General features: G+C 69.8%; 25 protein-coding genes and 1 tRNA gene. 15 read left to right on the top strand and 11 right to left on the bottom strand.

What is annotated here, in order from left to right; translation table 11 throughout:
• Positions 1-211: 211 nt before the first annotated feature.
• Genes murI through rdgB form a run of 4 tightly spaced genes read left to right on the top strand, consistent with a single transcriptional unit; the run spans position 212 to position 3,180 of the window.
• The gene (murI, locus tag HQK15_RS14685) at positions 212-1,021 is read left to right on the top strand and encodes a glutamate racemase (protein ID WP_173492264.1); all 810 of its coding nucleotides are present in this window, start codon (positions 212-214) and stop codon (positions 1,019-1,021) included.
• On the top strand, positions 1,018-1,794 hold the full coding sequence (locus HQK15_RS14690; protein WP_254451077.1) for an MBL fold metallo-hydrolase: 777 nt from the start codon (positions 1,018-1,020) through the stop codon (positions 1,792-1,794). Before murI ends, HQK15_RS14690 begins: the two co-directional genes overlap by 4 nt.
• 41 nt (positions 1,795-1,835) lie before the next feature.
• Positions 1,836-2,555 (top strand): ribonuclease PH, encoded by a 720-nt coding sequence (gene rph / locus HQK15_RS14695; RefSeq protein WP_173492265.1) that lies wholly within the window; start codon positions 1,836-1,838, stop codon positions 2,553-2,555.
• Between the two features lie 10 nt (positions 2,556-2,565).
• Positions 2,566-3,180: an RdgB/HAM1 family non-canonical purine NTP pyrophosphatase gene (gene rdgB, locus HQK15_RS14700; RefSeq protein WP_173492266.1), complete on the top strand. Its 615-nt coding sequence runs from the start codon at positions 2,566-2,568 to the stop codon at positions 3,178-3,180.
• An 18-nt stretch (positions 3,181-3,198) separates the two neighbouring features.
• Here the strand turns inward: rdgB and HQK15_RS14705 are convergent, their stop codons facing one another.
• The 3 genes from HQK15_RS14705 to HQK15_RS14715 form a co-directional block, all read right to left on the bottom strand.
• Positions 3,199-3,897, bottom strand: a complete 699-nt coding sequence (locus HQK15_RS14705; protein WP_173492267.1) for an SGNH/GDSL hydrolase family protein — start codon at positions 3,895-3,897, stop codon at positions 3,199-3,201.
• A 142-nt stretch (positions 3,898-4,039) separates the two neighbouring features.
• The gene (locus HQK15_RS14710; RefSeq protein WP_173492268.1) at positions 4,040-4,504 is read right to left on the bottom strand and encodes a tRNA (cytidine(34)-2'-O)-methyltransferase; all 465 of its coding nucleotides are present in this window, start codon (positions 4,502-4,504) and stop codon (positions 4,040-4,042) included.
• Positions 4,504-5,697, bottom strand: a complete 1,194-nt coding sequence (locus HQK15_RS14715) for a benzoate/H(+) symporter BenE family transporter (protein ID WP_254451078.1) — start codon at positions 5,695-5,697, stop codon at positions 4,504-4,506. Before HQK15_RS14715 ends, HQK15_RS14710 begins: the two co-directional genes overlap by 1 nt.
• Before the next feature lie 26 nt (positions 5,698-5,723).
• On the opposite strand from HQK15_RS14715, the gene HQK15_RS14720 reads away from it, so the two are divergent.
• The 3 genes from HQK15_RS14720 to HQK15_RS14730 are packed head-to-tail and all read left to right on the top strand — an operon-like array spanning position 5,724 to position 7,727.
• A complete protein-coding gene (locus HQK15_RS14720) occupies positions 5,724-6,149 on the top strand; it encodes an SRPBCC family protein (protein ID WP_173492269.1) in 426 nt (141 codons plus the stop codon).
• Positions 6,150-6,207: 58 nt separating this feature from the next.
• Positions 6,208-7,113 (top strand): DMT family transporter, encoded by a 906-nt coding sequence (locus HQK15_RS14725; RefSeq protein ID WP_173492270.1) that lies wholly within the window; start codon positions 6,208-6,210, stop codon positions 7,111-7,113.
• Complete coding sequence (locus HQK15_RS14730; RefSeq protein ID WP_173492271.1) at positions 7,110-7,727, top strand: GntR family transcriptional regulator; 618 nt, start codon at positions 7,110-7,112, stop codon at positions 7,725-7,727. Before HQK15_RS14725 ends, HQK15_RS14730 begins: the two co-directional genes overlap by 4 nt.
• Here HQK15_RS14730 and HQK15_RS14735 read toward each other — a convergent pair.
• From HQK15_RS14735 to bcp, 5 genes are all read right to left on the bottom strand, one after another.
• Positions 7,717-8,109 carry a GAF domain-containing protein gene (locus HQK15_RS14735; RefSeq protein WP_254451079.1) on the bottom strand — a complete coding sequence of 131 codons (393 nt, stop codon included), beginning with the start codon at positions 8,107-8,109 and terminating at the stop codon, positions 7,717-7,719. The two genes, HQK15_RS14730 and HQK15_RS14735, sit on opposite strands and share 11 nt — an antisense overlap.
• 31 nt (positions 8,110-8,140) lie before the next feature.
• Positions 8,141-8,875, bottom strand: coding sequence for an AIM24 family protein (locus tag HQK15_RS14740; protein ID WP_173492273.1), 735 nt, complete (start codon positions 8,873-8,875; stop codon positions 8,141-8,143).
• 86 nt (positions 8,876-8,961) lie between these two features.
• The gene (locus HQK15_RS14745) at positions 8,962-9,123 is read right to left on the bottom strand and encodes a hypothetical protein (RefSeq protein ID WP_173492274.1); all 162 of its coding nucleotides are present in this window, start codon (positions 9,121-9,123) and stop codon (positions 8,962-8,964) included.
• An 85-nt stretch (positions 9,124-9,208) separates the two neighbouring features.
• Positions 9,209-9,290: transfer RNA gene (locus HQK15_RS14750), tRNA-Leu, on the bottom strand.
• 24 nt (positions 9,291-9,314) lie between these two features.
• Positions 9,315-9,782, bottom strand: coding sequence for a thioredoxin-dependent thiol peroxidase (gene bcp, locus HQK15_RS14755; protein ID WP_173492275.1), 468 nt, complete (start codon positions 9,780-9,782; stop codon positions 9,315-9,317).
• Between the two features lie 91 nt (positions 9,783-9,873).
• Between bcp and HQK15_RS14760 the strand changes: the two genes are divergently transcribed.
• The 5 genes from HQK15_RS14760 (at position 9,874) to HQK15_RS14780 (ending at position 13,746) form a co-directional block, all read left to right on the top strand.
• Positions 9,874-10,122, top strand: a complete 249-nt coding sequence (locus HQK15_RS14760; RefSeq protein WP_173492276.1) for a DUF3618 domain-containing protein — start codon at positions 9,874-9,876, stop codon at positions 10,120-10,122.
• Positions 10,123-10,124: 2 nt separating this feature from the next.
• Entirely contained in the window at positions 10,125-10,445 is a 321-nt protein-coding gene (locus tag HQK15_RS14765; protein ID WP_173492277.1) for a GroES family chaperonin, read from the top strand.
• Between the two features lie 7 nt (positions 10,446-10,452).
• Positions 10,453-11,571 (top strand): FUSC family protein, encoded by a 1,119-nt coding sequence (locus HQK15_RS14770; protein ID WP_173492278.1) that lies wholly within the window; start codon positions 10,453-10,455, stop codon positions 11,569-11,571.
• A 114-nt stretch (positions 11,572-11,685) separates the two neighbouring features.
• On the top strand, positions 11,686-13,101 hold the full coding sequence (phoA, locus tag HQK15_RS14775) for an alkaline phosphatase (protein WP_173492279.1): 1,416 nt from the start codon (positions 11,686-11,688) through the stop codon (positions 13,099-13,101).
• A 471-nt stretch (positions 13,102-13,572) separates the two neighbouring features.
• Positions 13,573-13,746: a hypothetical protein gene (locus HQK15_RS14780; RefSeq protein WP_173492280.1), complete on the top strand. Its 174-nt coding sequence runs from the start codon at positions 13,573-13,575 to the stop codon at positions 13,744-13,746.
• A gap of 98 nt (positions 13,747-13,844) precedes the next feature.
• Here HQK15_RS14780 and HQK15_RS14785 read toward each other — a convergent pair whose 3' ends face one another.
• The 3 genes from HQK15_RS14785 to HQK15_RS14795 form a co-directional block, all read right to left on the bottom strand.
• Positions 13,845-14,720: an HpcH/HpaI aldolase/citrate lyase family protein gene (locus HQK15_RS14785; protein ID WP_173492281.1), complete on the bottom strand. Its 876-nt coding sequence runs from the start codon at positions 14,718-14,720 to the stop codon at positions 13,845-13,847.
• Positions 14,721-14,729: 9 nt separating this feature from the next.
• Positions 14,730-15,779 carry an HpcH/HpaI aldolase/citrate lyase family protein gene (locus HQK15_RS14790; RefSeq protein ID WP_173492282.1) on the bottom strand — a complete coding sequence of 350 codons (1,050 nt, stop codon included), beginning with the start codon at positions 15,777-15,779 and terminating at the stop codon, positions 14,730-14,732.
• 170 nt (positions 15,780-15,949) lie between these two features.
• The gene (locus HQK15_RS14795; RefSeq protein ID WP_173492283.1) at positions 15,950-17,203 is read right to left on the bottom strand and encodes an HNH endonuclease signature motif containing protein; all 1,254 of its coding nucleotides are present in this window, start codon (positions 17,201-17,203) and stop codon (positions 15,950-15,952) included.
• Positions 17,204-17,368: 165 nt separating this feature from the next.
• On the opposite strand from HQK15_RS14795, the gene HQK15_RS14800 reads away from it, so the two are divergent.
• From HQK15_RS14800 to HQK15_RS14810, 3 genes are all read left to right on the top strand, one after another.
• On the top strand, positions 17,369-19,867 hold the full coding sequence (locus tag HQK15_RS14800) for an ATP-binding protein (RefSeq protein ID WP_367649202.1): 2,499 nt from the start codon (positions 17,369-17,371) through the stop codon (positions 19,865-19,867).
• The gene (locus HQK15_RS14805) at positions 19,864-20,538 is read left to right on the top strand and encodes a response regulator transcription factor (protein ID WP_173492284.1); all 675 of its coding nucleotides are present in this window, start codon (positions 19,864-19,866) and stop codon (positions 20,536-20,538) included. The genes HQK15_RS14800 and HQK15_RS14805 overlap by 4 nt, the downstream gene beginning before the upstream one ends.
• 262 nt (positions 20,539-20,800) lie before the next feature.
• On the top strand, positions 20,801-23,209 hold the full coding sequence (locus HQK15_RS14810) for a hypothetical protein (protein ID WP_173492285.1): 2,409 nt from the start codon (positions 20,801-20,803) through the stop codon (positions 23,207-23,209).
• Positions 23,210-23,235 lie beyond the last annotated feature (26 nt).

The following is a 23,235-nucleotide window of genomic DNA, read 5'->3' on the forward strand; positions in this document are numbered from 1 at the left end:
CCATCAGAGGACGGCATCACCGGCTCAATCCGCGCCCACTGAGCGTCAGTGAGAAGAGCTGCACGAGACATGCTCCAACAATCTCGCGCTCACACGCCGATCTTTAGGAGACACGCCCTAGGCGCATACCCCGGGAATGGGGGCGGGCTCACATGTGATCTGGGGCCCGTTCACTTTCCCGTAACACAACTCGCACGTACGCTTTCACGTTGTGAGTGACGCACCAATCGGCATCTTCGACTCAGGCTTCGGTGGCCTGACGGTGGCGCGTGCCGTCCTCGACCAGCTTCCGCACGAGCCGATCCTCTACCTCGGCGACACGGCCCGACAGCCCTACGGCCCCAAGCCGATCTCCGAGGTCCGCGAGTACGCCCTGGAGTGCCTCGACCACCTCGTGGCCCAGGGGGTCAAGGCTCTGGTCATCGCCTGCAACTCCGCCAGCGCCGCCGTCCTGCGCGACGCCCGCGAGCGCTACGACGTGCCCGTCGTCGAGGTCATCGTCCCGGCGACCCGACGGGCCGTCAGCGCGACGCGCAACGGCACGATCGGTGTCATCTGCACCGAGGCGACGGCGACGTCCCGCGCCTACGACGACGCCTTCGCGGCCAATCCGGGCATCACCCTGCACACGCAGGCCTGCCCGCGCTTCGTCGACCTCGTGGAGCAGGGCGTCACGAGCGGCCCTGAGCTGCTGGCGGTGGCCGAGGGCTATCTCCAGCCGCTCATCGAGGTCGGTATCGACACGCTCGTCCTCGGCTGCACGCACTATCCGTTGCTGACGGGCGTACTCTCCTACGTCATGGGTGACGGCGTGACGCTCGTCTCGAGCGCCGAGGAGACGGCCAAGGACGTCTATGCGCTTCTGGTCCGCGAAGGCCTCGAGCGGGACGCGGCCCTCCCGGCTCCGGCCCACGGGTTCCTGACGACCGGACGCCCCGAGGAGTTCACGGCCCTCGCCCGTCGCTTCCTCGGCCCCGAGGTCGAGAACGCCCGCCAGTTCTCCTGGGTGGGGGTCGCATGACCACGTCCGGCATGAAGCTCACCGTCGTCGGCTGCGCCGGGTCGTTCGCGGGGCCCGACTCGCCCGCCAGCTGCTACCTGGTCGAGGCGCCCTTCGAGGGGCGCACCTACCGCCTGCTCATCGACCTCGGCAGCGGCGCGTTCGGCCCGTTGCAGCGCTACAGCACCATCCGCGACATCGACGCGATCGCGCTGTCACACCTGCATGCCGACCACTGCTTCGACATGTCGGGCTTCTACGTCGTCAGCCGCTACCACCCCGAGGGCGCCTTCGACCAGATCCCGGTGCACGCGCCCGACGGTGCCGGTGACTTCCTCGTCGCGGCCTACGGCATCGAGGAGCAGACCGGGATGCGCGAGCAGTTCGACTTCAGCCCGTGGCAGGACGGCGGCACGGTGCAGCTCGGACCGTTCACCGTGACGTCCGCACTGGTCAACCACCCCGTGCCGGCCTATGCGTTCCGCGTCGAGACGAAGACGCACTCGTTGGCCTACTCCGGCGACACCGGGCCGACCGAGGCGCTCGTCGACATCGTCGACGGTGTCGACGTGTTCCTGTGCGAGGCCTCGTTCGTCGAGTCCGGCACCAACCCGCCCAACCTGCACCTGACGGGTGCGGAGGCAGGGGAGTACGCGACACGCTGCAACGTCGGGCGCCTGCTCGTGACCCACATCCCGACGTGGACCGACGCGGCCGAGGTCGAGTCCGACGTCAAGAGCACGTGGGACGGGCCCTACGAGATCGTCACCGCCGGCTCCACCTACGACCTCTGACCGTCCCCGGCGGGGTCGCTGGTGCCCGATAGGCTCGCAGCATGACTCGTGAAGACGGCCGCGCCGCCGATCAGCTCCGCCCCGTGACCATCACCCGCAACTGGCTCGACCACGCGCAGGGCTCCTGCCTCATCGAGTTCGGCAAGACCAAGGTGCTGTGCGCTGCGAGCGCGAGCGAGGGTGTCCCGCGCTGGCGCAAGGGCTCCGGCCTCGGCTGGGTCACGGCGGAGTACGCGATGCTCCCGCAGGCGACGCACGACCGCTCGGCCCGCGAGTCGGTCAAGGGCCGCATCGGCGGACGCACCCACGAGATCTCTCGTCTGGTCGGCCGGTCGCTGCGCATGGCGATCGACTACCAGGCGCTCGGCGAGAACACGATCACGATCGACTGCGACGTGCTGCAGGCCGACGGCGGCACCCGCACGGCCGCGATCACCGGTGCGTACGTCGCGCTGGCCGACGCCGTCGAGCACCTGCGCGCCAAGGGCGCCCTTGCCGGCGAGCCGCTCGTCGAGTCGGTCGCTGCGATCAGCGTCGGCATCATCGACGGCGTCCCGCTGCTCGATCTCCCGTACGTCGAGGACGTCCGGGCCGAGACCGACATGAACGTCGTGATGACCGGCTCCGGCAAGTTCGTCGAGGTGCAGGGCACCGCCGAGGGTGCGCCGTTCGACAAGGCCGAGCTCGACGCGCTGCTCGAGCTCGCCGCGAAGGGGTGCGTCGACCTGACGCGTCTGCAGAACGAGGCGCTGGGTCGATGAGGGCAGGTCGATGAGCCGCGTGGTCCTGGCGTCCAACAACGCCAAGAAGCTGGCCGAGCTGCGCCGCATCCTCGAGCCGCTGGTGCCCGGCATCGAGGTGCTGGGGCTCGGCGACTTCCCGGCCTATCCCGAGCCGGCCGAGACCGAGCCGACGTTCGAGGGCAATGCCCTCATCAAGGCGCGGGCGGCGCTTGCGGCCACAGGCCTGCCGTCGCTCGCCGACGACTCGGGCCTGTGCGTCGACGCGCTCAACGGCATGCCCGGCGTCCTGTCGGCCCGCTGGTCGGGCGTGCCCAAGGACGAGGGCGGCGACGCGGCCAACAACCGGCTGCTGCTCAGCCAGCTGTCCGACGTGGCGGAGGGGCGCCGCACGGCACAGTTCCGCTGCGCCATGGCGCTGTGCACCCCCGAGGGACGCGAGCTGGTCGAGCACGGTGAGATGGCCGGCCGCATCCTGCAGGCCGAGCACGGGGGCGGCGGCTTCGGCTACGACCCGCTGTTCGCCGCCGACGGCTACGACGTCTCGACCGCCGAGCTCGATCCGGGCGAGAAGGACCGCATCAGCCACCGGGGGAAGGCGCTGGCCGCCATCGCCCCGTCGGTGGTCGACGCCCTCATCGGCTGACGACCACTCCGACAGACGTCACTCGAGGGCGCGGATGACCCGTCGCGCGATGGCGGCGCTGCCGTCGCGGTTGGGGTGCACGCCGTCGACGACCCGGGCGGCCGTGAGGGCGCCGGCCGTGCTGATGAACTCGAAGCCGTGGGCCTCGGCCTGCGCGCGGACGATGCGGGTGATCCGGACGCCGTTCTCGCGGTCGAGCGGTCCCCACGGCGGGCCGAGCACGATGATGCGGGTCGAGCGCGGCACGAACGTCGTGAGGGTGTCGAGGTAGGTGTCGACCGCGTGGTCGACCTCGGCGTCGGTCGCGGGAACGAACACGCCGTCGACGCAGCGGGCCCAGTCGTTGCGGCCGCCCTCGACGAACAGGATCGACGGGGCCTCCGCGGTGTAGACCTGGGTGCGGTCGATGAACCGGTTGCCCTCGCACCGGTGCCCGGGGCGCAGGTAGCCCGAGCCCGACTGCGCATAGGTCTTCACGTCGGCGGCGAAGCGGTGCCCGACGATGCTCCACCAGCCCTGGTCGGCGTCACCGGGGCTGTTGTTGTAGCGGGCGGTGATGGAGTCGCCGACGACCACGATGCCCTGCGGCGCCAGCGCCGACTCCTGATGGGTCTGACCACCCTGGGCGCCCTGCCAGGCGACGAACGGTCCGAGGACCAGGGCGAGTGCGAACGCGATGAAGACCGGCCTGCGCAGCGCGGTCCTGGACATGGTCATGGTGCTCTTTCTTCCTCCCGAGAGAGCGCAACTCTATGTCCGGTTCCGGCCCCCGTCTCGCCGATGTGCCGAAGTCAACACAAAAGTCACCCAAGATCATCCACAGGGACCATGCGTGCTGGTTCGTGCAGGTCATCGGGGATCAGTCGGGCAGGGCGAACCCCTGCTGGCGCCACGCCTCGAAGACCGCGACGGAGGCGGTGTTGGCGAGGTTCATCGACCGGCGACCGGGCAGCATCGGCAGCCGGACGCGGGCGGTGACCCGGGGGTCGTCGAGCACCTCGGGCGGCAGTCCGGTGGGCTCCGGCCCGAACATCAGGACGTCGCCGGGCTCGTAGGCGACGTCGGTGTAGACGTCCTCGCCCTTGGCCGTGAAGGCGAAGACCCGGGCGGGGGAGAGGGCTGCGAGTGCGGCGTCCAGGTCGGCGTGGACCGTCATGACGGCAAGGTCGTGGTAGTCCAGGCCGGCGCGGCGCAGCTTGGACTCCTCGAGGTCGAAGCCGAGCGGCTCGACCAGGTGCAGCTCGGCCCCGGTCACGGCGGCGAGGCGGATCGCCGCACCGGTGTTGCCGGCGATGCGGGGCTCGTAGAACAGGATGCGGAACATCAGGCGGGTCTCCGGTCGAGGACGAGGTGGACGACGAGGCCCGCGACGAGTGCCCAGAAGGCGGAGCCGATGCCGAGCGCCGTGATGCCCGAGGCAGCGACGAGGAACGTGATGACGGCCGCCTCGCGCCCCCTTCGCTCGGAGACTGCTCCCTCGAGCGCGTCGGCCAGCGTGCCGAGCAGGGCGAGCCCCGCGACGGTCGCGATGACGCCGGCCGGTGCGACGGCGACCAGCGCGACGAGGGCGGCCGACGCAGCGGCGATGACGACGTACGTCCAGCCGGCCGACTGGGCGGCGACCCACCGCCGTCTCGGGTCGGGCCCGGCCGGTGGGCCGGCAGCAAGGGCGGCGCTGATCGCGGCAAGGTTGACCGAGTGCCCGCCCGCCGGAGCGCCGGCGACGGTCGCGACGCCGGCCGTCACGATCGTGCCGCGCCAGGGGACGTCGTAGCCGAGGGACTTCATGATCGCGACGCCCGGGACGTTCTGCGACGCCATCGTGACGATGTAGAGCGGCAGGGCGATGCCCACCATGGCGGCCCAGCTCCACTCCGGCGTCGTGAACGACAGGTGCGGGACGAGCGACGAGGCCGGGATCGAGGTGCCCTGGCGCACCATGTCGACGCCGATGACGACCCCGGCGGCCAGGAACGCGGCGGGCACGGCCCACCGGGGGGCGAACCGGATGCCGAGGAGCCAGACCACCGCGATCGGCAGGATGGCCCCCGGGTCGTCGCGCAGTGCCGTCACCGGCTCGAGGCACAGCTCGAGCACGACGCCTGCCAGCATCGCCTGCGCGATGGGCGCGGGGATGCGCGCGATCAGCCGACCGAGCGCCGGCCACAGCCCGGTCACGACGTACGCGGCTCCCGCGACGAGGAAGGCGCCGACCGCGACGGCCCAGCCGCCGTCGAGGGCCTCGGTGCCGGCCAGGAGGGCTGCGCCCGGCGTGGACCAGGCGAGGACGAGGGGGATGCGGTAGCGGGCGCTGAGCCAGATCATCCCGGCGGCCTGGGCCAGGCAGAGCACCAGCAGCCCGGAGGCGGCCTGGCGGCCCGTGGCGCCGACCGCGGAGAGACCGGTCAGGACGACCGCGAACGAGCTGGTGGACCCGACGAGTGCTGCGATGACGCCGGCACTGATCGGCTGGCGGAGGTCGGCGCGGTCGCCGTCGTCCGTCATCTCCCGCTCCATGGGGATTCACCCTAGACTCCTCGACCATGGCCACTCCCCAGCGCGTCCACGTCACGCACACGTACACGTCCGATCCCGCCACCGTCTTCGAGAAGCTCGCGGAGCACGAGAACCTCGGACCCGTCTTCGGGGCCAAGATCACCCGCGTCAAGGACGGTGACACGTCGCGCAACGGCGTCGGGTCGACCCGCAGCCTCAAAATCGGTCCGCTGCCGGCCTTCCACGAGACGACGACGGTGGCTGAGCCGCACACCCTGATCGAGTACAAGATCTCCAAGGGCAGCCCGCTCAAGGGTCACTGGGGACGACAGGTCCTGACGCCCACGACCGACGGCGGCACGTTGCTCGACTACACGATCGGCTTCGACATGCCGATCCCCGGCGTCGCCGGAATCATCGGCAAGGTCCTGACCAAGAACATCTCGAAGGGGCTCGGCAAGCTCACGCCGTAGCCCAGCGGCAGGAACGACGCGCGCGCCGGCTGAACCCAGGATTGTGTAACAATATGGCGTGCGCGCCGTCCTGCTGGTCCTGGCATCCGCGGTGTGCTTCGGCACGACCGGGACGGCCCAGGCGTACGGCCCCGACGCCGCCTCGAGCTCGGCCGTCGGGCTGACCCGCATCGTGGCCGGGGGCGCGTTGCTGGGCCTCGTCGCGTGGTGGGTCGCCGGTCGCCGGACAGCAGCCCCGCGGACGGTCCTCGCCCCGTCGGCTCGACCGGCGCTGCTCAACGTGCTGGTCGGCGGCGCCGCGGTCCTGGCCTACCAGCCGACGTTCTTCGCCGGCGCCCGGCTCAACGGCGTCGCGATCGGGGCGGTCGTGACCCTGGGGGCTGCCCCGGTGATGACCGGTCTGCTCGAGTGGCTGGTCACACGTCGCGTCCCGCCCGTCGCCTGGTTCGCGGGCACGGCGTGCGCCGTCGCCGGGGTGGTGCTGCTCAGCGGCCTGCTGGAGGGGGCGGGTCAGGACGTCAGCGCCCGCGGCCTCGCCGGCTCGCTCGGAGCGGCACTGTCGTACGCGGTCTACACGATCGCGGCCAAGCGCCTGCTCGACACGGGGTGGACTCCCACGGCGGCGGTCGGGAGCGTCTTCGCGACTGCGGCGCTGCTCGGCGCACCGTTCCTGCTGCTCGTCGACCTCGACTGGCTGGCCTCGAGGTCGGGCCCGGCGATGGTGCTGTGGCTCGCGGTCGTGACGGTCGTCGTCGCCTACGTCCTGTTCGCCCACGGACTGAGGACGCTCTCGGCGTCGACGGTGTCGACCCTGACCCTCGTCGAGCCCATGACCGCCTGCGTCCTCGGGCTCGTCCTGCTCGACGAACGGCTGTCGTCCGTCGGCTGGGCGGGCCTGGCAGTGCTGCTCGCAGGTGTCGTCGTCCTCGCCCGTCCGGCCCGCGGCGCCGAGGTCGTCGCATGACCCGGGCGACGGGGGCTGACCTGCTCGTCGACGCGCTGCGCCGACGGGTGCTGTCGGGCGAGCTGGCGCCGGGAGCCCCGCTCAGGGAGGAGGCGATCGCCGAGGAGCACGGGCTGTCGCGGCACACCGTCCGCCGTGCGCTCGAGCGACTCGTGGCGGAGCGCCTGCTGGAGTCCGAGCCCTATCGCGGCGTCCGGGTCGCCGCCTTCGCCGACGCCGACGTCGTGGCGCTGCAGCAGCTGCGTGCCGCCCTCGAGAGCGAGGCCGTGCGCCTGATCCGGGTCGAGCACGGCGACGTCTGGCCGGCTGCGGTCGTCGAGCCGCTGGAGGCCGCGCTCAGCCGGCTCGAGACCACTGGGAGCGTCGAGGAGGCGCACGCCGAGCTGCACCGCCTGCTCGTCGCGGCGGCAGGCAGCCCGCGCATCACCGAGGCGTACGCGCGCCTCGACGCCGAGATGCTGCTGTTCCTGCGCCAGCTCGCGTTCCACTACGACGCGCAGCTGCTGTGCCGCGAGCACCGCGCCTATCTCGACGACGTGCAGCGGGTGGGGGAGCAGGCCGTCCGCGACCACCTGGACCGCTCGACCGCGATGCTGCTGGACGCTAGGCGCTGAGCCGCTGCCAGACCCGGGCTGTCGCCGCCTCGACGTCGCCGGGGTGGATCTGCTGGAAGTTGCGTCCGCCCCGGGCGAAGGTCTGCTCGACCGCAGCGGGCACGAGCGCGGGGTCGACCTCCGCCCAGGTCGCCTCGCGGACGTGCACCAGGTCGACCTCCGCGCCGCCCGGGTCTTCGCGCCACGGGCCGTCGATGCGTCCGACGAACGTCCGACCGTCGGGATGGCGGGTCCAGACGAATGCACCCACGGGCGCCGCTGCCAGTCGTTCGAGACGTCGCTCGGCTCCCTCGTCGGTGGCCTCGCCCATGCCGACGAGGCCGAGCCGCAGCGCACGCTCGACGGACGCCGCATGGCCGACGTCGTCCTGTCGCGAGCGCATCGGGGCTCGGTAGACCGGCGACGTCATCGCATCAGCTGAGGATGCCGCCGAGGATGCCGCCACCGACCGCTGCGGCCGCGACGTTGCCGCCGTTGCCCCCGCCGCCCTGGTTGTAGGCCGGACCCTCGGACGGCTGGACCACGACGAAGCCCGGGCCGTGGAAGGCGTACTGGAACGCCTCGCCCGACCCGCCGCGCAGCGACGAGCGCATGCTCATGCTGTTGTGGATCTGCGGTGCGAGGTTGGCCGACCAGCAGACCGCTGCGTTGATGTCGACGTAGGTCGGCTGCTGCGAGCAGTCGAGGATCATCGGGTCGCCGTCGGCGACGAGGGCCACCTGGCCGGTGCCGTTGACGATCGTGTTGAACAGGCCGCCGGCGGCCACGCCCACGCCCTTGACGCGACGGATGTCGTGATCGAGGGTGGCGTCGAAGGCCAGCAGGTTGCGGCCGTTGATCGAGATGCCGTCGCCCTCGAGGGTGAGGATGAAGACGTTCTTGGCGGTGTCGGCGAAGAAGACCTCGCCCTGTCCCGCGACCGTCATCAGCGGGTTGTCCTCGCTCGTGACGACCTTCTTCATGAGCTTGCCGATGCTGCCGGCCGACTTGTGCTCGAAGGTCACCTGTCCTTGGTAGGCGACCATGACGCCCTTGGTCGCGAGCACCGGTGCGCCGAGCGTCACCTTGAGCATGCGGGGATTCTGCAAGGTGAAACGGTCCGAGGTCTGCACCTCGAGATTGGCCTGGGCGAACAGATCGGACTTCATGGCGTGCTCTTCTCCTGGGACGACTCGTCGTGAGGTTTCACCTGCACAACGTACGACTCCGCCAGGAAGTGCCGGAAGGGCTGGGGTCAGCGCACGGTCGTGCCGTCGGCGGTCGCGGCCGCCTGACTCTCGGCGTCGTGCCAGTTGTCCTGCTCGTCGAACCATCCGTCGCGGCGGTGCCGCGCGTCAGCGGGGTCGATGGTGCCGTGCTTCTTCTTGCGCATGAAGGGGGTGACGACGTTGGGCATGAGATGTCCTCCGACTGTGACCGGTCTCCCCGAAGGGCCCGGACCGTCGTGTTACCCGGAACCGGAGGTGCCAAACATCCGCGAGTGTCGGTGACAGGACTTGAACCTGCACGCTCGAGAGCACAGGAACCTAAATCCTGCGTGTCTACCAGTTCCACCACACCGACTCGGAGCCCAGAATAGACCCCGCTCTATGCCTCGAGGCCGAGGTCCTTGCGGAGCTTGGCGACGTGACCCGTGGCCTTGACGTTGTACTGGGCGAGCGAGATCGTGCCGTCCTCGACGACGAACGTGGAGCGGATGACGCCCTGCACGACCTTGCCGTAGAGCTTCTTCTCGCCGAACGCTCCCCACTCGGTCAGGACGTCCTTGTCGGGGTCGGACAGCAGGCCGATCGTGAGCCCGTCCTTTTCGCGGAACTTCGCCAGCTTCTCCGGCTTGTCGGGCGAGATGCCGAGGACGGTGTAGCCCTCGGACTGCAGGCGGTCGATCGAGTCGCTGAAGTCGCACGCCTGCTTGGTGCACCCCGGCGTCATGGCAGCGGGGTAGAAGTAGACGATGACCTTGCCGGTCTGCTCCGACAGCGTCACCGGCTCGCCGGCGTCGTTGGTGAGCGTGAAGTCGGGTGCGGTGTCGCCTGCCTGCAGTCGCGTCGTCATGGCGACTATCCTGACGTATGCGTGTGGGCCCGCAGTCCGGACCTCCGCGCGCATCTTCCGAGAGCACAGTCCCAGGTGAGCGAGGCGCGACGTGGCGAAGGCCAATTCCGATGATCTTGTCGACGAGATCGAGCAGATCCGCGAGCGCCTGGCAGGCACCGTCGACCAGCTGATCGACCGCTCCAACCCCAAGAACATCGCGCGCCGGGGTCTCGACAACCTGAAGGGCCGGTTCGTCGACGAGACGGGCTCGCCCCGGCTCAGCACGATCGTGCCCGTCGTCGGTGGCGCGGTCGCCGTCGTCGCCGGCATCGTCGTTATCCGCAAGCTGCTGCGCTGACCATGAGCAGCAAGCTCCCGATCCGCATGCTGGCCGACCGGCTCCTCGTCGCCCTCGACAAGGATGCCGGCGACCGGCGCTCGACGGGTGGCATCGTCATCCCCGCCACGGCGGCGGTGGGCAAGCGTCTGTCGTGGGCACGGGTCGAAGCGATCGGGGCGCACGTCCGCTCCGTCGAGGTTGGTGACCGGGTGCTGTTCGACCCCGACGACCGGTCGGAGGTCGAGGTCCGCGGCGAGGACTTCATCCTCCTGCGTGAGCGCGACCTGCACGCCGTCGCGTCCGAGCGGATCGAGGAAGGGCAGACGGGCCTCTACCTGTGATGACGAGGTGAGCGGCTTCCGCGACGTCCCGCTGCGACGGCTCCGGCTTCGCCGCCCGGTCGTCACGTGGCAGGACCGGCTGCTCCTGGTGCGCAAGCGGTGGCGGCTCCTGCTGCGCCTGAGCGTGGCCACCGCCGGAGCCTTCTTCATCTCGACCCACCTGCTGGGGCACTCGCAGGCGTTCTTCGCGCCGATCTCGGCGATCATCGTCATCATCGCGGGCGCCGGCCTGCGTGCGCGCACGCTGTTCGAGCTCGTCATCGGGGTGGCGCTGGGCGTGCTGGTCGGCGAGCTGCTGATCCTCGCGATCGGTCGTGGCACCTGGCAGATCGCACTCGTCGTCGTCCTCACGGTCCTGGTCAGCACCCTCGTCGGCATCAAGGGGCTGGCCATGACCCAGGCGGCCAACTCGTCGGTGCTGCTCGCGGCCGTGGTGCCCGTGGCCAACGCGGGCAATCCTGCGGTGACGCGGTTCCTCGACGCCTTCATCGGCGGCTGTGCCGGGCTCGCGATGATCCTGCTGGTGCCCCGCAACGCGGTGCGCGACATCGACGTCGAGGTGCAGGTGCTGCTGCGCCGTCTCGCCGGCGTCCTGTCGCGCTGTGCCGAGGCGATGCGGCTCGATGACGCCTCGGTCGCCGAGCAGGCGCTCGACGAGGCGCGCGACATGCAGCCGGGCATCCAGGCGCTCGAGGCGACGGCGGCCAACGTGTCCGAGATCGCCCGCATGTCGCCGATGCGCTGGAAGCAGCGCGAGCACGTCGGCCTCTACGTCGGCGCGATCCGCGACTTCGACAACGCGATCCGCGATGCCCGTGTCCTGGCCCGGAGGACCTCCGCGATGTTGCGCCACGGCGAGGCGGCCCCCGCCGGGATGGACCTCGCGGTGGAGTCGCTGGCGCGGGCCGTCGAGATCTTCGCCGACGACCTGTCGGAGCACGACGACTTCGACGAGGCGCGACAGCAGCTCGTCGAGGCGGCACGGATCGCGGTCGCCGCGCTGCCGGGTGCCATGACGATGAACACCGCCGCGATCGCCGCCCAGGTGCGGTCGCTCGCGGCGGACCTCCTCTACGCCAGCGGTGCCACCCGCGACGAGATCGACGAGCGTCTCGACTTCGACTGACGTCCGGCGCCTCCGACGGCACACGGTTCTGTAGTTCCGATGGACTAGTTCGTGTTGACCAGGGGTGGCCGGCTGTTGGGCAACCGTTCATCCGGCCACGATGGTCTGGCGGGCATGAACTCATTCACGGGCAAGACCAGCAGGCGCACCGTCGTCAGCCTCGCCGTCGCGGCTGTCGTCGTCGGTGCGGGCACGGCAGGTGCCATCGGTGTTGGCAAGGACCTCTCGAAGCACGGGGGAGCAGCACGTCTCTCCGGCGACCAGACCAAGGCAGTCAAGAAGGCCATCAAGGGTGGCCGCGCCGACAACGTCATCCTGCTCATCGGTGACGGCATGGGCGACTCCGAGATCACCTCGGCGCGCGACTACCAGCAGGGCGCCGGCGGACGGTTCCCCGGCATCGACGCGCTGCCGCTGACGGGCCAGTACACGACGTACTCGCTCACCAAGGACGGCAAGACCGACTACGTGCCCGACTCCGCCGCCACCGGCAGCGCCTGGGCGACCGGCACCAAGACGTACGACAACGCGATCTCCGTCGACATCCGCGGCAAGGCGCAGCCCACGCTGCTCGAGCTGGCCAAGAAGCGTGGCCTCAAGACCGGCAACGTGAGCACCGCAGAGCTGCAGGACGCGACGCCGGCCGTCCAGGTCGCGCACATCTCGGCCCGCTCCTGCTACGGACCGGTCAAGACGTCGGCCACCTGCCCGGAGGCCTCCCTCGAGAACGGCGGCAAGGGCTCGATCTCCGAGCAGCTGCTCGCGACGCGTCCCGACGTCAGCCTCGGCGGCGGCGCGGCGACGTTCAACGAGAAGGCCACGGCCGGCACGTGGAAGGGCCTGACCCTGCTCGACCAGGCCCAGCGCCGCGGCTACCAGCTGCCGACCGACCTGGCCTCGCTCGACAAGATCAAGAAGGCCGACCAGAAGCAGCCGGTGCTCGGGCTCTTCTCGTCCGGCAACTTCCCGGTGCGCTGGACCGGCCCGGCCGCGACGCCGGACGGTGGCAAGAAGGCCCCGGCCCGCTGCGCCGCCAACCCCGCACGCACGTCGTCGCTGCCGTCGCTCGCGGCGATGACCAAGAAGTCGATCAAGCTGCTGGACACGTCCGGCTCGAAGGGCTTCTTCCTGCAGGTCGAGGGCGCGAGCATCGACAAGCAGGATCACGCCGCCGACGCGTGCGGCCAGATCGGTGAGACGGTCGACCTGGACGAGGCGGTCAAGGCCGCGCTCGACTTCGCCAAGAAGGACGGTCACACGACGGTCATCGTGACCGCCGATCACGCTCACACGAGCCAGATCGTCGAGGCCGGCAGCACGACCCCCGGTCTCACGACGAACCTGCTCACCAACGAGGGCAGCCCGTTGACGATCAACTACGGCACGTCGGCCGCCGGTGGCTCGCAGCAGCACACCGGAAGCCAGCTGCGCATCGCGGCGTACGGTCCGCAGGCCGCCAACGTGGTCGGCCTGACCGACCAGACCGACCTGTTCTTCACGATCTCGCGGGCGCTGACGCTCTCGAAGTAGAACCGGCGCGACTCGTCGCGGCCGCCGGGACAGCCCTGCAGGGGCTCCCGGCGGCCGCTTCGTCGTCGAGGCTGGACAGCCCGCTCACAGGTGCGCTACGTTGCTGAAGCTGCTCTGACCAGAGCGCGAACCTGTTCGCAAGGAGGTGGACCCATGACGTCGATCATCACGCCGATGACCTTCGTGACGCGACGCGATGCCGTCACGTCCTTCGCCGGTCCGACCTCCGGAGCAGTGCACCTGAAGTAGCCCACATCTGTCGGCTCTTCTGCCGCTTCGGATCCTCGGATCTGAAGCGGTTTTTTTGTTGTCCCTCAACCCATCCGTCCCTCGACCCATCCATCCGACCTTCCCGAAAGGAGGCGCGCTATGACCACCCAGCTCGATGCACGACCCCAGCCCGCTCAGAACCCCACCGATCCCACCCAGACGACAGGACACCCCTCGACGTCAGGAACACATGGAGAGGGGGTGAAGGCAGTGGCACTGTTCGAGTCCCGTCGGGCCCGCGGATCGCGCGCCTGGGACGAGTTGTCCGAGATCGATCGTCTGGTGCTCCTGGAGGCGGTGCGGCAGCGTCGCAAGTATCAGGCGCAGAAGACCAAGATCTACTCCGAGCTGTACGGCATGCGCATCAACAAGTAGCCCCTCCCGCTGAGGAGAGGGTTGCGGCCCCTTGACGAGAGGGTTGCCGCCCCGACCAGGGGCGGCAACCCTCTCCTCGTAGGGCGGAAAAGGTCTCGTCAGCGGGTGGCGATGGCCTCGGCGAACGCGAGGATGCGCTTCGCGTCGCGGACGTGCAGCTCCTCGACCATGCGACCGTTGAAGGTCACGACGCCCTGGCCAGCGGCCTTGGCCTCGTCGAAGGTCGAGATCATCGCCTCGGCGTGCTCGATGTCGTCGGCGGACGGGGCGAAGGCGACGTTGGCCGGCTCGACCTGGCTGGGGTGGATCAACGTCTTGCCGTCGAAGCCCATCTCGCGGCCCTGACGGGCCTCGTCGTCGAAGCCCTCGAGGTTCTTCACGTCGTTGTAGACACCGTCGATGATGACCTTGCCGGCCGCCCGCGCCGCGAGCAGCGAGAGCGAGAGGGCCGTGAGCACCAGCGGGTTGCGCCCCGGGACGTGGAGCCCGTAGGTCTCGTTGACGACGTCGTTGGTGCCCATGACGATCACCGTGAGTCGCTCGTGCGCGGCGCAGATCTCCTCGGCGTGCAGCAGCGCGACGGGGGTCTCGATCATGGCCCAGAGCTGGGTCTTGTCGGGTGCGCCGGCGGCCTCCAGTGCGGCGACGAGGTCGAGGACCTCCTGGGCCGAGTTGACCTTGGGGACCAGGACGGCGTCAGGACCGGCGGCGGCAGCAGCCGCGATGTCGGCGTCGTGCCACTCGGTACCGATCCCGTTGACGCGGATCGCGAGCTCGCGGTGCCCGTACTCGCCGGACTGGACGGCCGCGCACACGCGGTCGCGGGCCTCGGGCTTGGCGTCAGGGGAGACCGCGTCCTCGAGGTCGAGGATCAGGGCATCGGCGTCGATGCCCTTGGCCTTCTCGAGGGCGCGCTCGTTGGCGCCGGGCATGTAGAGGACGGAACGGCGGGGGCGGAGCTTCAGGTCAGTCATGGGAAGTCCTCAGAGGTCGTAGGCGGCGGCGAGCTCGGGATCGCGCTCGGCCAGGGCCTTGGCGAGGTCGAGCATGACGAGGCACTGCTTGCAGGAGGCGTCGTCCTCCATCTTGCCGTTGATCATCACGGCGCCCGATCCGTCGCCCATCGCCGCGACGACCTCCTTGGCGTGTGCCACGTCGGCCGGGTCGGGCGAGAAGACGCGCTTGGCGATGTCGATCTGCACCGGGTGCAGGCTCCACGCGCCGACGCAGCCCAGCAGGAAGGCGTTGCGGAACTGGTCCTCGCAGGCCACGACGTCCTTGATGTCACCGAACGGTCCGTAGAACGGGAGCACGTCGTTGGCGGCGCAGGCGTCGACCATGCGGGCGATCGTGTAGTGCCACAGATCCTGCTGGTAGGTCGCGCGGCCCTGGGTGAGGTCGTCGCCCGTGGGGTCCTCGCGCACGAGGTAGCCGGGGTGGCCGCCACCGACGCGGGTCGTCTTCATGCGACGGCTCGCCGCGAGGTCGGCCGGGCCCAGCGAGATGCCCTGCATGCGGGGGCTGGCGGCGCAGATCTCCTCGACGTTGGTCACGCCCTCGGCGGTCTCGAGGATCGCGTGCACGAGGATCGGGCGGGTCAGGCCGGCGCGGGCCTCGAGCTGGGCGAGGATGCGGTCGACGTAGTGGATGTCCTGGGCGCCCTCGACCTTCGGCACCATGACGACGTCGAGCTTGTCACCGATCTCGGTCACGAGCGTGATGAGGTCGTCGAGCGCCCACGGGGAGTCGAGGCTGTTGATGCGGGTCCAGAGCTGGGTCTGGCCGAAGTCGGTTCTCTTCGCGATGTCCACGAGCCCCTGGCGAGCGGCTTCCTTGTTCTCCGTCTTGATCGCGTCCTCGAGGTTGCCGAGGATGATGTCGACCTTCGTGGCGATGTCCGGGACCTTCTCGGCCATCTTGGGGTTGCTCGGGTCGAAGAAGTGGATCATGCGGCTCGGGCGGAACGGGATGTCCGCGACGGGCGCCGGTGCTCCGACGGCAAGGGGGCGGAGGAAAGCTCGGGGATTGCGCACGCGGTTCACTCTCTAGCTGGGCAGAGTCTGCGGAGGACAAAACTCCTGCCAGTATGCCGATGCGTCGTTACTGCCGGGTAGGGCGGGTGTCACACGGCCAGGGGGCCTCGACGGTCGGATCGGCCCCGGGCGTGCCGGTGGGCCGCCGGACCAGGGGGGCGGGTGGCTGGTCAGGCGGCTCGGCGGTAGCCGGTTCGTCGTCGACGCCGTAGGCGTCTGCCGTCGCGGGTCGTGAACACGAACCCGGACACAGCGTCCCCGCTGATCTGCAGGAGGTTGCGGTGCACCAGATGATGACAGCGCGTGCACAACCCGATCAGCAGGTCGATGTCGGTGGGGCCACCGAGTGACCACCAGATCGAGTGGTGAATCTCCAGATGGGTCTGCTTGCAACCAGGTGCAGCGCACTCGCCCATCTGCCGAGCGATGACACCCTTGCGCTGCCGCAGGTTCGGCGAATACATCGCTGTGCCGACGTTCAAGATCTGTGACTGGACGGCTTGGCCGTCCTTCATCACGATCGGCGTCACAGCAGCCATGCAGGTCAGCATCATCAGCAGCTGTGGGCCGATCGCACCGTGACCGGCCAGCACAGCGGGCTCGGTCGCCGGCATCGGAGGCGGATTCAGGTAGGGCTTTTTGGTGGTCTGCTCGACATGGGCCGCAGCAGCGGCCAAGGTCTCGGCGTCGACGAAGACCGACATGTGGGGCTTCACGCCCTTGTCGGCCGGCAGTCCTGAACCGAGGAACGCAGAGGCGAGGTCGTCGACGGCCTGGACCCGTCGCTCGGCCCCGGTCCTGGTGTCATCCACCCCCGTGGGTGCCGACAGAGCATCGATGGCTCTCTTCAGCTTCGAACCGGTCACCGTGTTCAAGAACCCCGTGACGTGGAAACCGTCGGGCAGTGCGTCGATGGAGAAGTCCTCCTTCTCCATGCCATCGAGATACTTCTCATCCAGGTCCTCGGGATGGAGCACGTCCTGCAGATGCTTGACCGCCTCGAACAAGTCCCCCGGCGCACGAGCCAACGCGACGTCGACGAACTCGGCCTCGAACTCACGCATCGACTCCAAACCGATGTGCCGCAAACCGTAGGCGAACACCGCCACATGAGCCGCGGACATCTTGCCCGCCAGAGCAGCCTCAGCCACCAACGACAAGTCACCCAACACCTGAACGTTCCTGACCAAGATGCTGGCCTGGCCGGGCTTCAACCGCAGCTGGTTGCGGACCCACGCATTCAGGGTCGACGCACCATCGAGCTCGAACTCCTTCGACGCCTGCAGCTCCGCCAGCAACATCGACTTCGCCGCATCAACAGCGTCCTGGACCTCTTGAAGGGCGTGAAGCTTCTCCCGCACGTCACCGGACGACAGGACCTGCGCAGCGGTGCGCATCGCCTCGATCGTCGGCTGCGGATTCATGACTTAACACTACTCGAACAGATGTTCGATAGCAAGAGTGTGGCCCAGATAATTCGCTGTCGTTTCAGCAAGAATTGAGTGTCCGAGGCATCTGCAAGACTGACGTCAACAGCTCTGTCCGCGCTCCTTCGTCGGCGAGGCGAGCGTCGGGTGCACACTGAGACCGTGGAGCCCGCAACCCGTCCCCGAGGAATCCTCCGCGTCTATCTCGGTGCGTCACCGGGGGTCGGCAAGACGTACGCGATGCTCGACGAGGGCAGGCGGCGGGCTGAGCGGGGCACCGACGTCGTCATCGGGCTCGTCGAGACGCACGGACGCACCCGCACGGCCGAGCAGATCGGCGACCTGGAGGTGCTGCCGCGGCTCGTGATCGATCACCGGGGCACCGCCCAGGAGGAGCTCGACCTCGCGGGCCTGCTGGCCCGGGCGCCGGAGGTCGCGCTCGTCGACGAGCTGGCGCACTCCAACGTCCCGGGATCACTGCACGAGAAGCGTTGGCAGGACGTGGAGGCGCTGCTCGCCGCCGGCATCTGCGTCATCACGACCGTCAACATCCAGCACCTGGAGTCGCTCAACGACGTCGTCGAGTCGATCACCGGCATCAGGCAGCGCGAGACCGTGCCCGACACGGTGGTGCGGCAGGCCGACGCGATCGAGCTGGTCGACATGAGCCCGCAGTCGCTGCGCAGGCGCATGGCGCACGGCAACATCTATGCGCCCGACAAGGTCGACTCCGCCCTGTCGCAGTTCTTCCGGGAGGGCAACCTCACGGCGCTGCGCGAGCTGGCGCTGCTGTGGCTGGCCGACCGGGTCGACGAGGGACTCGGCCGGTATCGCGCCCAGCACGAGATCGACTCGACCTGGGCGGCCCGCGAACGCATCGTCGTCGCGGTCACGGGCGGTCCGGAGTCCGACGTGCTGCTGCGCCGCGCGGCCCGCATCGCGTCGCGCACGGGCGGAGGGGAGTGGCTCGCGCTCTACGTGACCCGGGGCGACGGGCTGCTGCAGATGGACCCCGCGCGGCTGCACCGGCTGCACACCATGACCGAGGACATGGGTGGCACCTTCCACACCGTCATCGGCGACGACACCGCGACCGCCATCCTCGACTTCGCGCGGGCAGAGAACGCGACCCAGGTCCTGATCGGGGCGAGCCGGCGCGGTCGCGTCTCGACCCTGGTCAATCCCGGCATCGGCGAGATCGTCATCGCCGAGTCCGGCGACATCGACGTCCACATCGTCACGCACGACCAGGCTCGTCGGACCAAGGCGAACGTCCGTGCCACACCGGCGCTCAGCCGGCGCCGCCGTCTCTACGGCTACCTCGTCGGAGTGCTCGGACCGTTCGCCCTGTCCGTGCTGCTGCTCGTCACGCCCGACTTCCACGGCCTGCCGACCGAGGCGATGCTGTTCATGGCGCTGGTGGTGGCAACGGCGATCGTGGGTGGACGCTGGCCGGCGGTCGTCTGCTCGTTCATCGGCGGGTTCACGCTCAACTTCTTCTTCACGCCACCGTTGAGGACCATCACGATCGCCAGCGGTGAGAACGCCTTCGCCGTGGTGCTGTTCATCGCCGTCGGGGTCGGGGTCTCGTCGGTCGTCGGCCTGGCGGCACGACGCACGGCGCAGGCCGAGAAGGCGTCAGCGGAGGCGGACGCGTTGACCGTCCTCTCGCACGGCCTCCTGCACGCAGGCGACATCCGCGCGCTCCTCGCCAGCGCCTGCGAGCTCTTCGGCATGCGGGGCGCCGCGATCGTGGGCACCGACGGCGAGGTCGTCGCGTCGCACGGCGATCCGGTGACGCAGATCGACGACGCCGACGTCGTCGTGCAGGTCGACGACGACACGAGCCTGGTGCTCGTCGGCCGCACCCTGGCCGCAGGCGACCAGCGCCTGCTCAAGGCGTACGCCGCGCATGCCTCGGTGCTGGCCGAGCGGCGCCGGGCAGCGAAGGAGAGCAGCGAGCGCCGGGTGCTCGCAGAGGCCGACCAGACACGGACCGCCCTCCTCGCTGCGGTGTCGCACGACCTCCGCTCGCCGCTCGCCGCCGTCAAGGCGGCCGTGAGCAGCCTGCGCAACACCGACATCGACTGGTCGCCGGAGGACGAGGAGGCCCTCCTCGCCACGGTCGAGGAGGGCGCCGACCGCCTCGACGACCTCGTGGCCAACCTGCTCGACATGAGTCGGCTCCGGATGGGAGCGGTGACGGCCCATGTCGACGAGGTGGAGCTGGAGGCGACGGTGCGGGCCGCCCTCGCGTCGCTGGGTGGCAGCTCACGGGTCTCGGTCGTGGTCGACCCCGCTGCGACGTTCGTCGCGGCCGACGCGGGTCTGCTCGAGCGGGTGCTGGCGAACGTCGTCGGCAACGCACTGACCTACGCGCCGGCCGACAGTCCCGTCCGGGTGGACGTGGCCGCGGTGGGTGGCCGGGCCGCCATCCGCGTGGTCGACACCGGCCCGGGCGTCCCGCCCGACCAGCGTGACCGCTTGTTCGAGCCGTTCCAGCGCCTGGGCGACGTGCCCCGCGGCGAAGGCGTCGGTCTGGGCCTCGCGGTGGCGCGCGGGCTCGCCGAGGCCATGGGCGGTACGTTGACCGCCGAGGACACGCCCGGAGGCGGGTTGACGTTCGTCCTCGACCTGCCGCTGACAGGAGGGCTGTCGTGACGTTCGTGCTCGCGGTCGACGACGACCCGGCGATCCTGCGCACCCTGTCGATCAACCTGCGGGCTCGCGGCTACGACGTCGAGACCGCCGGCGACGGTCGCTCTGCGCTGCAGATCGTCGACGAGCGGATACCTGACGTCGTGATCCTCGACCTGGGTCTGCCCGATCTCGACGGCGTGACGGTCCTGAAGCAGCTGCGCGGCTTCACCCGGGTGCCCGTCGTCGTCCTGTCGGCCCGGCACGAGTCCGACGACAAGGTCGAGGCGCTCGATGAGGGAGCCGACGACTACGTGACCAAGCCCTTCGACATGGAGGAGCTCCTGGCCCGGGTGCGCGCCGCGATCCGCCGCAGCGGTGCGGAGGACGCGCCGCTCGTGGTCGAGGTCGGCGACATACGCCTCGACGTCACCGAGCGGCAGGCGGTGCGTGGCGGTGAAGAGGTGCGCCTGACGCCGACGGAGTGGCACATCGTCGAGGTGCTGGCCCGGCACGAGGGTCGGCTCGTGCGCCAGTCCGACCTGCTGCACGAGGTGTGGGGGCCCGGGTACGACCGTGAGACCAACTACCTGCGGGTCTATCTGGCCCAGCTGCGCCGCAAGCTCGAGGTCGACCCGTCGCGGCCGACGATCTTCCTGACCGACCCGGGCATCGGCTACCGACTCGTCCACTGATCCGGCATGGCCCGAGTGACCCATCGGGCCCTGGGCAGTGCCGGCCAGGTCTCATGGTTCATCGTGACCACTCCGGATAGTCCAGTCGAGCCATTTGTCAATTTTCCTGCAATTACTGCGCTTATCAGCCAGTTCCGGCGTAACCCGGACGGGTGTCTCAGGTTGTCTCTCGAAAGGCTGACACATTCCTCTGCTGTGTCGCAGCCGTGTGCCGGGGAGCTCCCGGTGCATCTCCTGGCAGGGGGAACTGGACGTGGTCACGATGAAGAAGATCCTCCTGGTGCTGGCCATCCTGGCCGGCACCGTCTTCCTGGGGCAGCCTGCCGTGGCCGCCGAGGGGGACGATGCGACCGAGCAGGTCGCTGCAGCACCGTCAGAGCCCAAGGCTCCCGCCGACGAGCCGCCGAAGGCTCCTGCGCCGGAGGAGGCTCCTCCCCCCGAGCAGCAGCCCGAGAGCGCGCCTGCGCCGGCCGTCGACGAGGCAGAGAAGCCGCCCGTCGAGAAGGCGGAGAAGCCGCCCGTCGAGAAGGCGGAGGAGCCGCCCGTCGACGAGGCGGAGGAGCCGGTCGCCGATGAGGCGGAGGAGCCGCGCGCCGACGAGACGCCGGCGGAGGAGCCGGCCTCGCAGGAACGCGCCGTCAAGCAGTCGACCAAGAAGGTCGCTGCTGCCCCGGTCAAGATCAAGATCTGCCACGCCACTGCGTCGCAGAGCAACCCGTACATCGAGAACTCGCCCAACCAGAGCGCCGACCTCAACGGCCACGCAGGCCACACCGGGCCCGTGTTCGTGGCTGGGGGACCCGCGGGATGGGGCGACATCATCCCGCCGTTCACCTTCAACGGCACCAGCTTCGCGGGGCTCAACTGGACCACGGCCGGACAGGCCATCTACGACAACGGCTGTGCCCCCGTGGGTCAGCCGCCCGTGCAGCTGACGTCGGCGACCGCTGTCGCGCCGACCACGATCGCGCCGACGTGCGGGGCTGACGGTTCGCTCGTCCTGCCGACGACGACCGGCGTGATCTACTCCAGCTCCCCTGATGGCACCGGCCCGGGGACCTACACGGTCACGGCCTCGGCAGCCGTCGGGTTCGTGCTGACCAACCCTGACTACGAGGAGTCCGTCACCGTCCTGCCCCAGGTGACCGGCGCCGAGTGTGTCATCGGCGGCCTGAAGCCGGCGACCGCCGAGCTTCCGACCCTGAGCGACGCGACGTGCTCGGCCGACGGCACCTTCACGCTGGCGGACACCGACAACGTGTTCTACGCGGACATCGTGATCATGGGGAGTCACTACGTGACCGCGATCCCGGCGCCGGGCTACTACTTGACCAACCCCCTGCTGCTGGTCTTCACGGAGTTCACTCCTCAGGACGAGCTGACCGGCGAGCAGTGCGACACGGTCGACCTGACGATCTGTCACCGGACCAACAGCAACGTCAAGCCGTACGTCTCGATCGGCCCGGCCGTCGCCGCATTCGCGAACGGCCACGACTCCGAGCACGAGGGGCCCCTCTGGAACCCGACGCTCAAGGCGCAGCAGATCGAGTGGGGCGACATCATCCCGCCCTACACCTACGAGGGTGTCGACTACCCCGGCCAGAACTGGGACGCGGCCGGTCAGCTGATCCTCGCCAACGGCTGCGCGCCCACCGACGGCCTGGCGACCGAGGTGACGCCGCTCGTCACCACGACTGACGTGTGCGACGGCGGCGAGCGCCCGGTCATCGCCGAGGTCGCCGGGGTCGTCTACTCCTTCACGACCGGCGACGGAGTCACCGGACCGTGGGAGATCACGGCCACGCTGCTGAACGACACGTTCGAGTTCGCCGACGGCGCCCAGACGGTCTTCAGCGGTGACGCTGGAGATCCTTCGCGGTGCGTGACGCCCGCGGTGACGACGGCGGAGACGTGTGACGGGGCGCAGGCGCCGACGCCGACGCCGATCGAGGGCGTCGTCTACGCCTACACGGTCGGTGACGGGCTGGCGGGACCGTGGGAGATCACGGCCTCGGCGGCCGATGGATTCTTCCTCGCGGACGACGTCCAGACGGTCTTCAGCGGTGACGCTGGAGATCCTTCGCGGTGCGTGACGCCCGCGGTGACGACGGCGGAGACGTGTGACGGGGCGCAGGCGCCGACGCCGACGCCGATCGAGGGCGTCGTCTACGCCTACACGGTCGGTGACGGGCTGGCGGGACCGTGGGAGATCACGGCCTCGGCGGCCGATGGATTCTTCCTCGCGGACGACGTCCAGACGGTCTTCAGCGGTGACGCTGGAGATCCCACATCCGTCGAGTGCGTCGGGTCGGGTGGTGGTGACAACGACCCGGGCGAGGGCAGCTTCGGCGGCGACACGCCGAGCAGTGACGTGGCCGCGGCGGCGTCCGACCCGGTGCGTGAGAACGACCTCCTGCCGGACACGGGCGGTGTGCCGCTCTGGTTCCTGCTCCTGGGCGGGTCCATGACGGCTGCCGGAATCATCATCTTGATGAGCCGTCGTCCCGTCGTGCACGCGTTCTCGGCCGGGGCGGGACCGGCGTACGCGCTGGCCCTTCCGCCGCGGGCGGTGCAGCAGCTGCCCGTCGCAGAGGCGGCCCTGACCGGTCTGCGCGGCGTCGTCGCACGGGTCGTGGCAGGCGTCCGTCGTCTTCTCGGAGGACGCGCCTAGCGCCGAAGCAGCGTGACGGAAGGGGA

The organism is Aeromicrobium stalagmiti (assembly GCF_013283745.1).
In the GTDB taxonomy this organism is placed as follows: Bacteria; Actinomycetota; Actinomycetes; order Propionibacteriales; family Nocardioidaceae; genus Aeromicrobium; species Aeromicrobium stalagmiti.

Coding starts and splice junctions, on each gene's coding strand:
- HQK15_RS14690 (WP_254451077.1), top strand. CDS start 1,018: ATGACCACGTCCGGCATGAAGCTCACCGTCGTCGGCTGCGCCGGGTCG.
- rph (WP_173492265.1), top strand. CDS start 1,836: ATGACTCGTGAAGACGGCCGCGCCGCCGATCAGCTCCGCCCCGTGACC.
- rdgB (WP_173492266.1), top strand. CDS start 2,566: ATGAGCCGCGTGGTCCTGGCGTCCAACAACGCCAAGAAGCTGGCCGAG.
- HQK15_RS14705 (WP_173492267.1), bottom strand. CDS start 3,897: ATGACCATGTCCAGGACCGCGCTGCGCAGGCCGGTCTTCATCGCGTTC.
- HQK15_RS14710 (WP_173492268.1), bottom strand. CDS start 4,504: ATGTTCCGCATCCTGTTCTACGAGCCCCGCATCGCCGGCAACACCGGT.
- HQK15_RS14715 (WP_254451078.1), bottom strand. CDS start 5,697: ATGGAGCGGGAGATGACGGACGACGGCGACCGCGCCGACCTCCGCCAG.
- HQK15_RS14720 (WP_173492269.1), top strand. CDS start 5,724: ATGGCCACTCCCCAGCGCGTCCACGTCACGCACACGTACACGTCCGAT.
- HQK15_RS14730 (WP_173492271.1), top strand. CDS start 7,110: ATGACCCGGGCGACGGGGGCTGACCTGCTCGTCGACGCGCTGCGCCGA.
- HQK15_RS14735 (WP_254451079.1), bottom strand. CDS start 8,109: ATGCGCTCGCGACAGGACGACGTCGGCCATGCGGCGTCCGTCGAGCGT.
- HQK15_RS14740 (WP_173492273.1), bottom strand. CDS start 8,875: ATGAAGTCCGATCTGTTCGCCCAGGCCAATCTCGAGGTGCAGACCTCG.
- HQK15_RS14745 (WP_173492274.1), bottom strand. CDS start 9,123: ATGCCCAACGTCGTCACCCCCTTCATGCGCAAGAAGAAGCACGGCACC.
- bcp (WP_173492275.1), bottom strand. CDS start 9,782: ATGACGACGCGACTGCAGGCAGGCGACACCGCACCCGACTTCACGCTC.
- HQK15_RS14765 (WP_173492277.1), top strand. CDS start 10,125: ATGAGCAGCAAGCTCCCGATCCGCATGCTGGCCGACCGGCTCCTCGTC.
- phoA (WP_173492279.1), top strand. CDS start 11,686: ATGAACTCATTCACGGGCAAGACCAGCAGGCGCACCGTCGTCAGCCTC.
- HQK15_RS14785 (WP_173492281.1), bottom strand. CDS start 14,720: ATGACTGACCTGAAGCTCCGCCCCCGCCGTTCCGTCCTCTACATGCCC.
- HQK15_RS14795 (WP_173492283.1), bottom strand. CDS start 17,203: ATGAATCCGCAGCCGACGATCGAGGCGATGCGCACCGCTGCGCAGGTC.
- HQK15_RS14810 (WP_173492285.1), top strand. CDS start 20,801: ATGAAGAAGATCCTCCTGGTGCTGGCCATCCTGGCCGGCACCGTCTTC.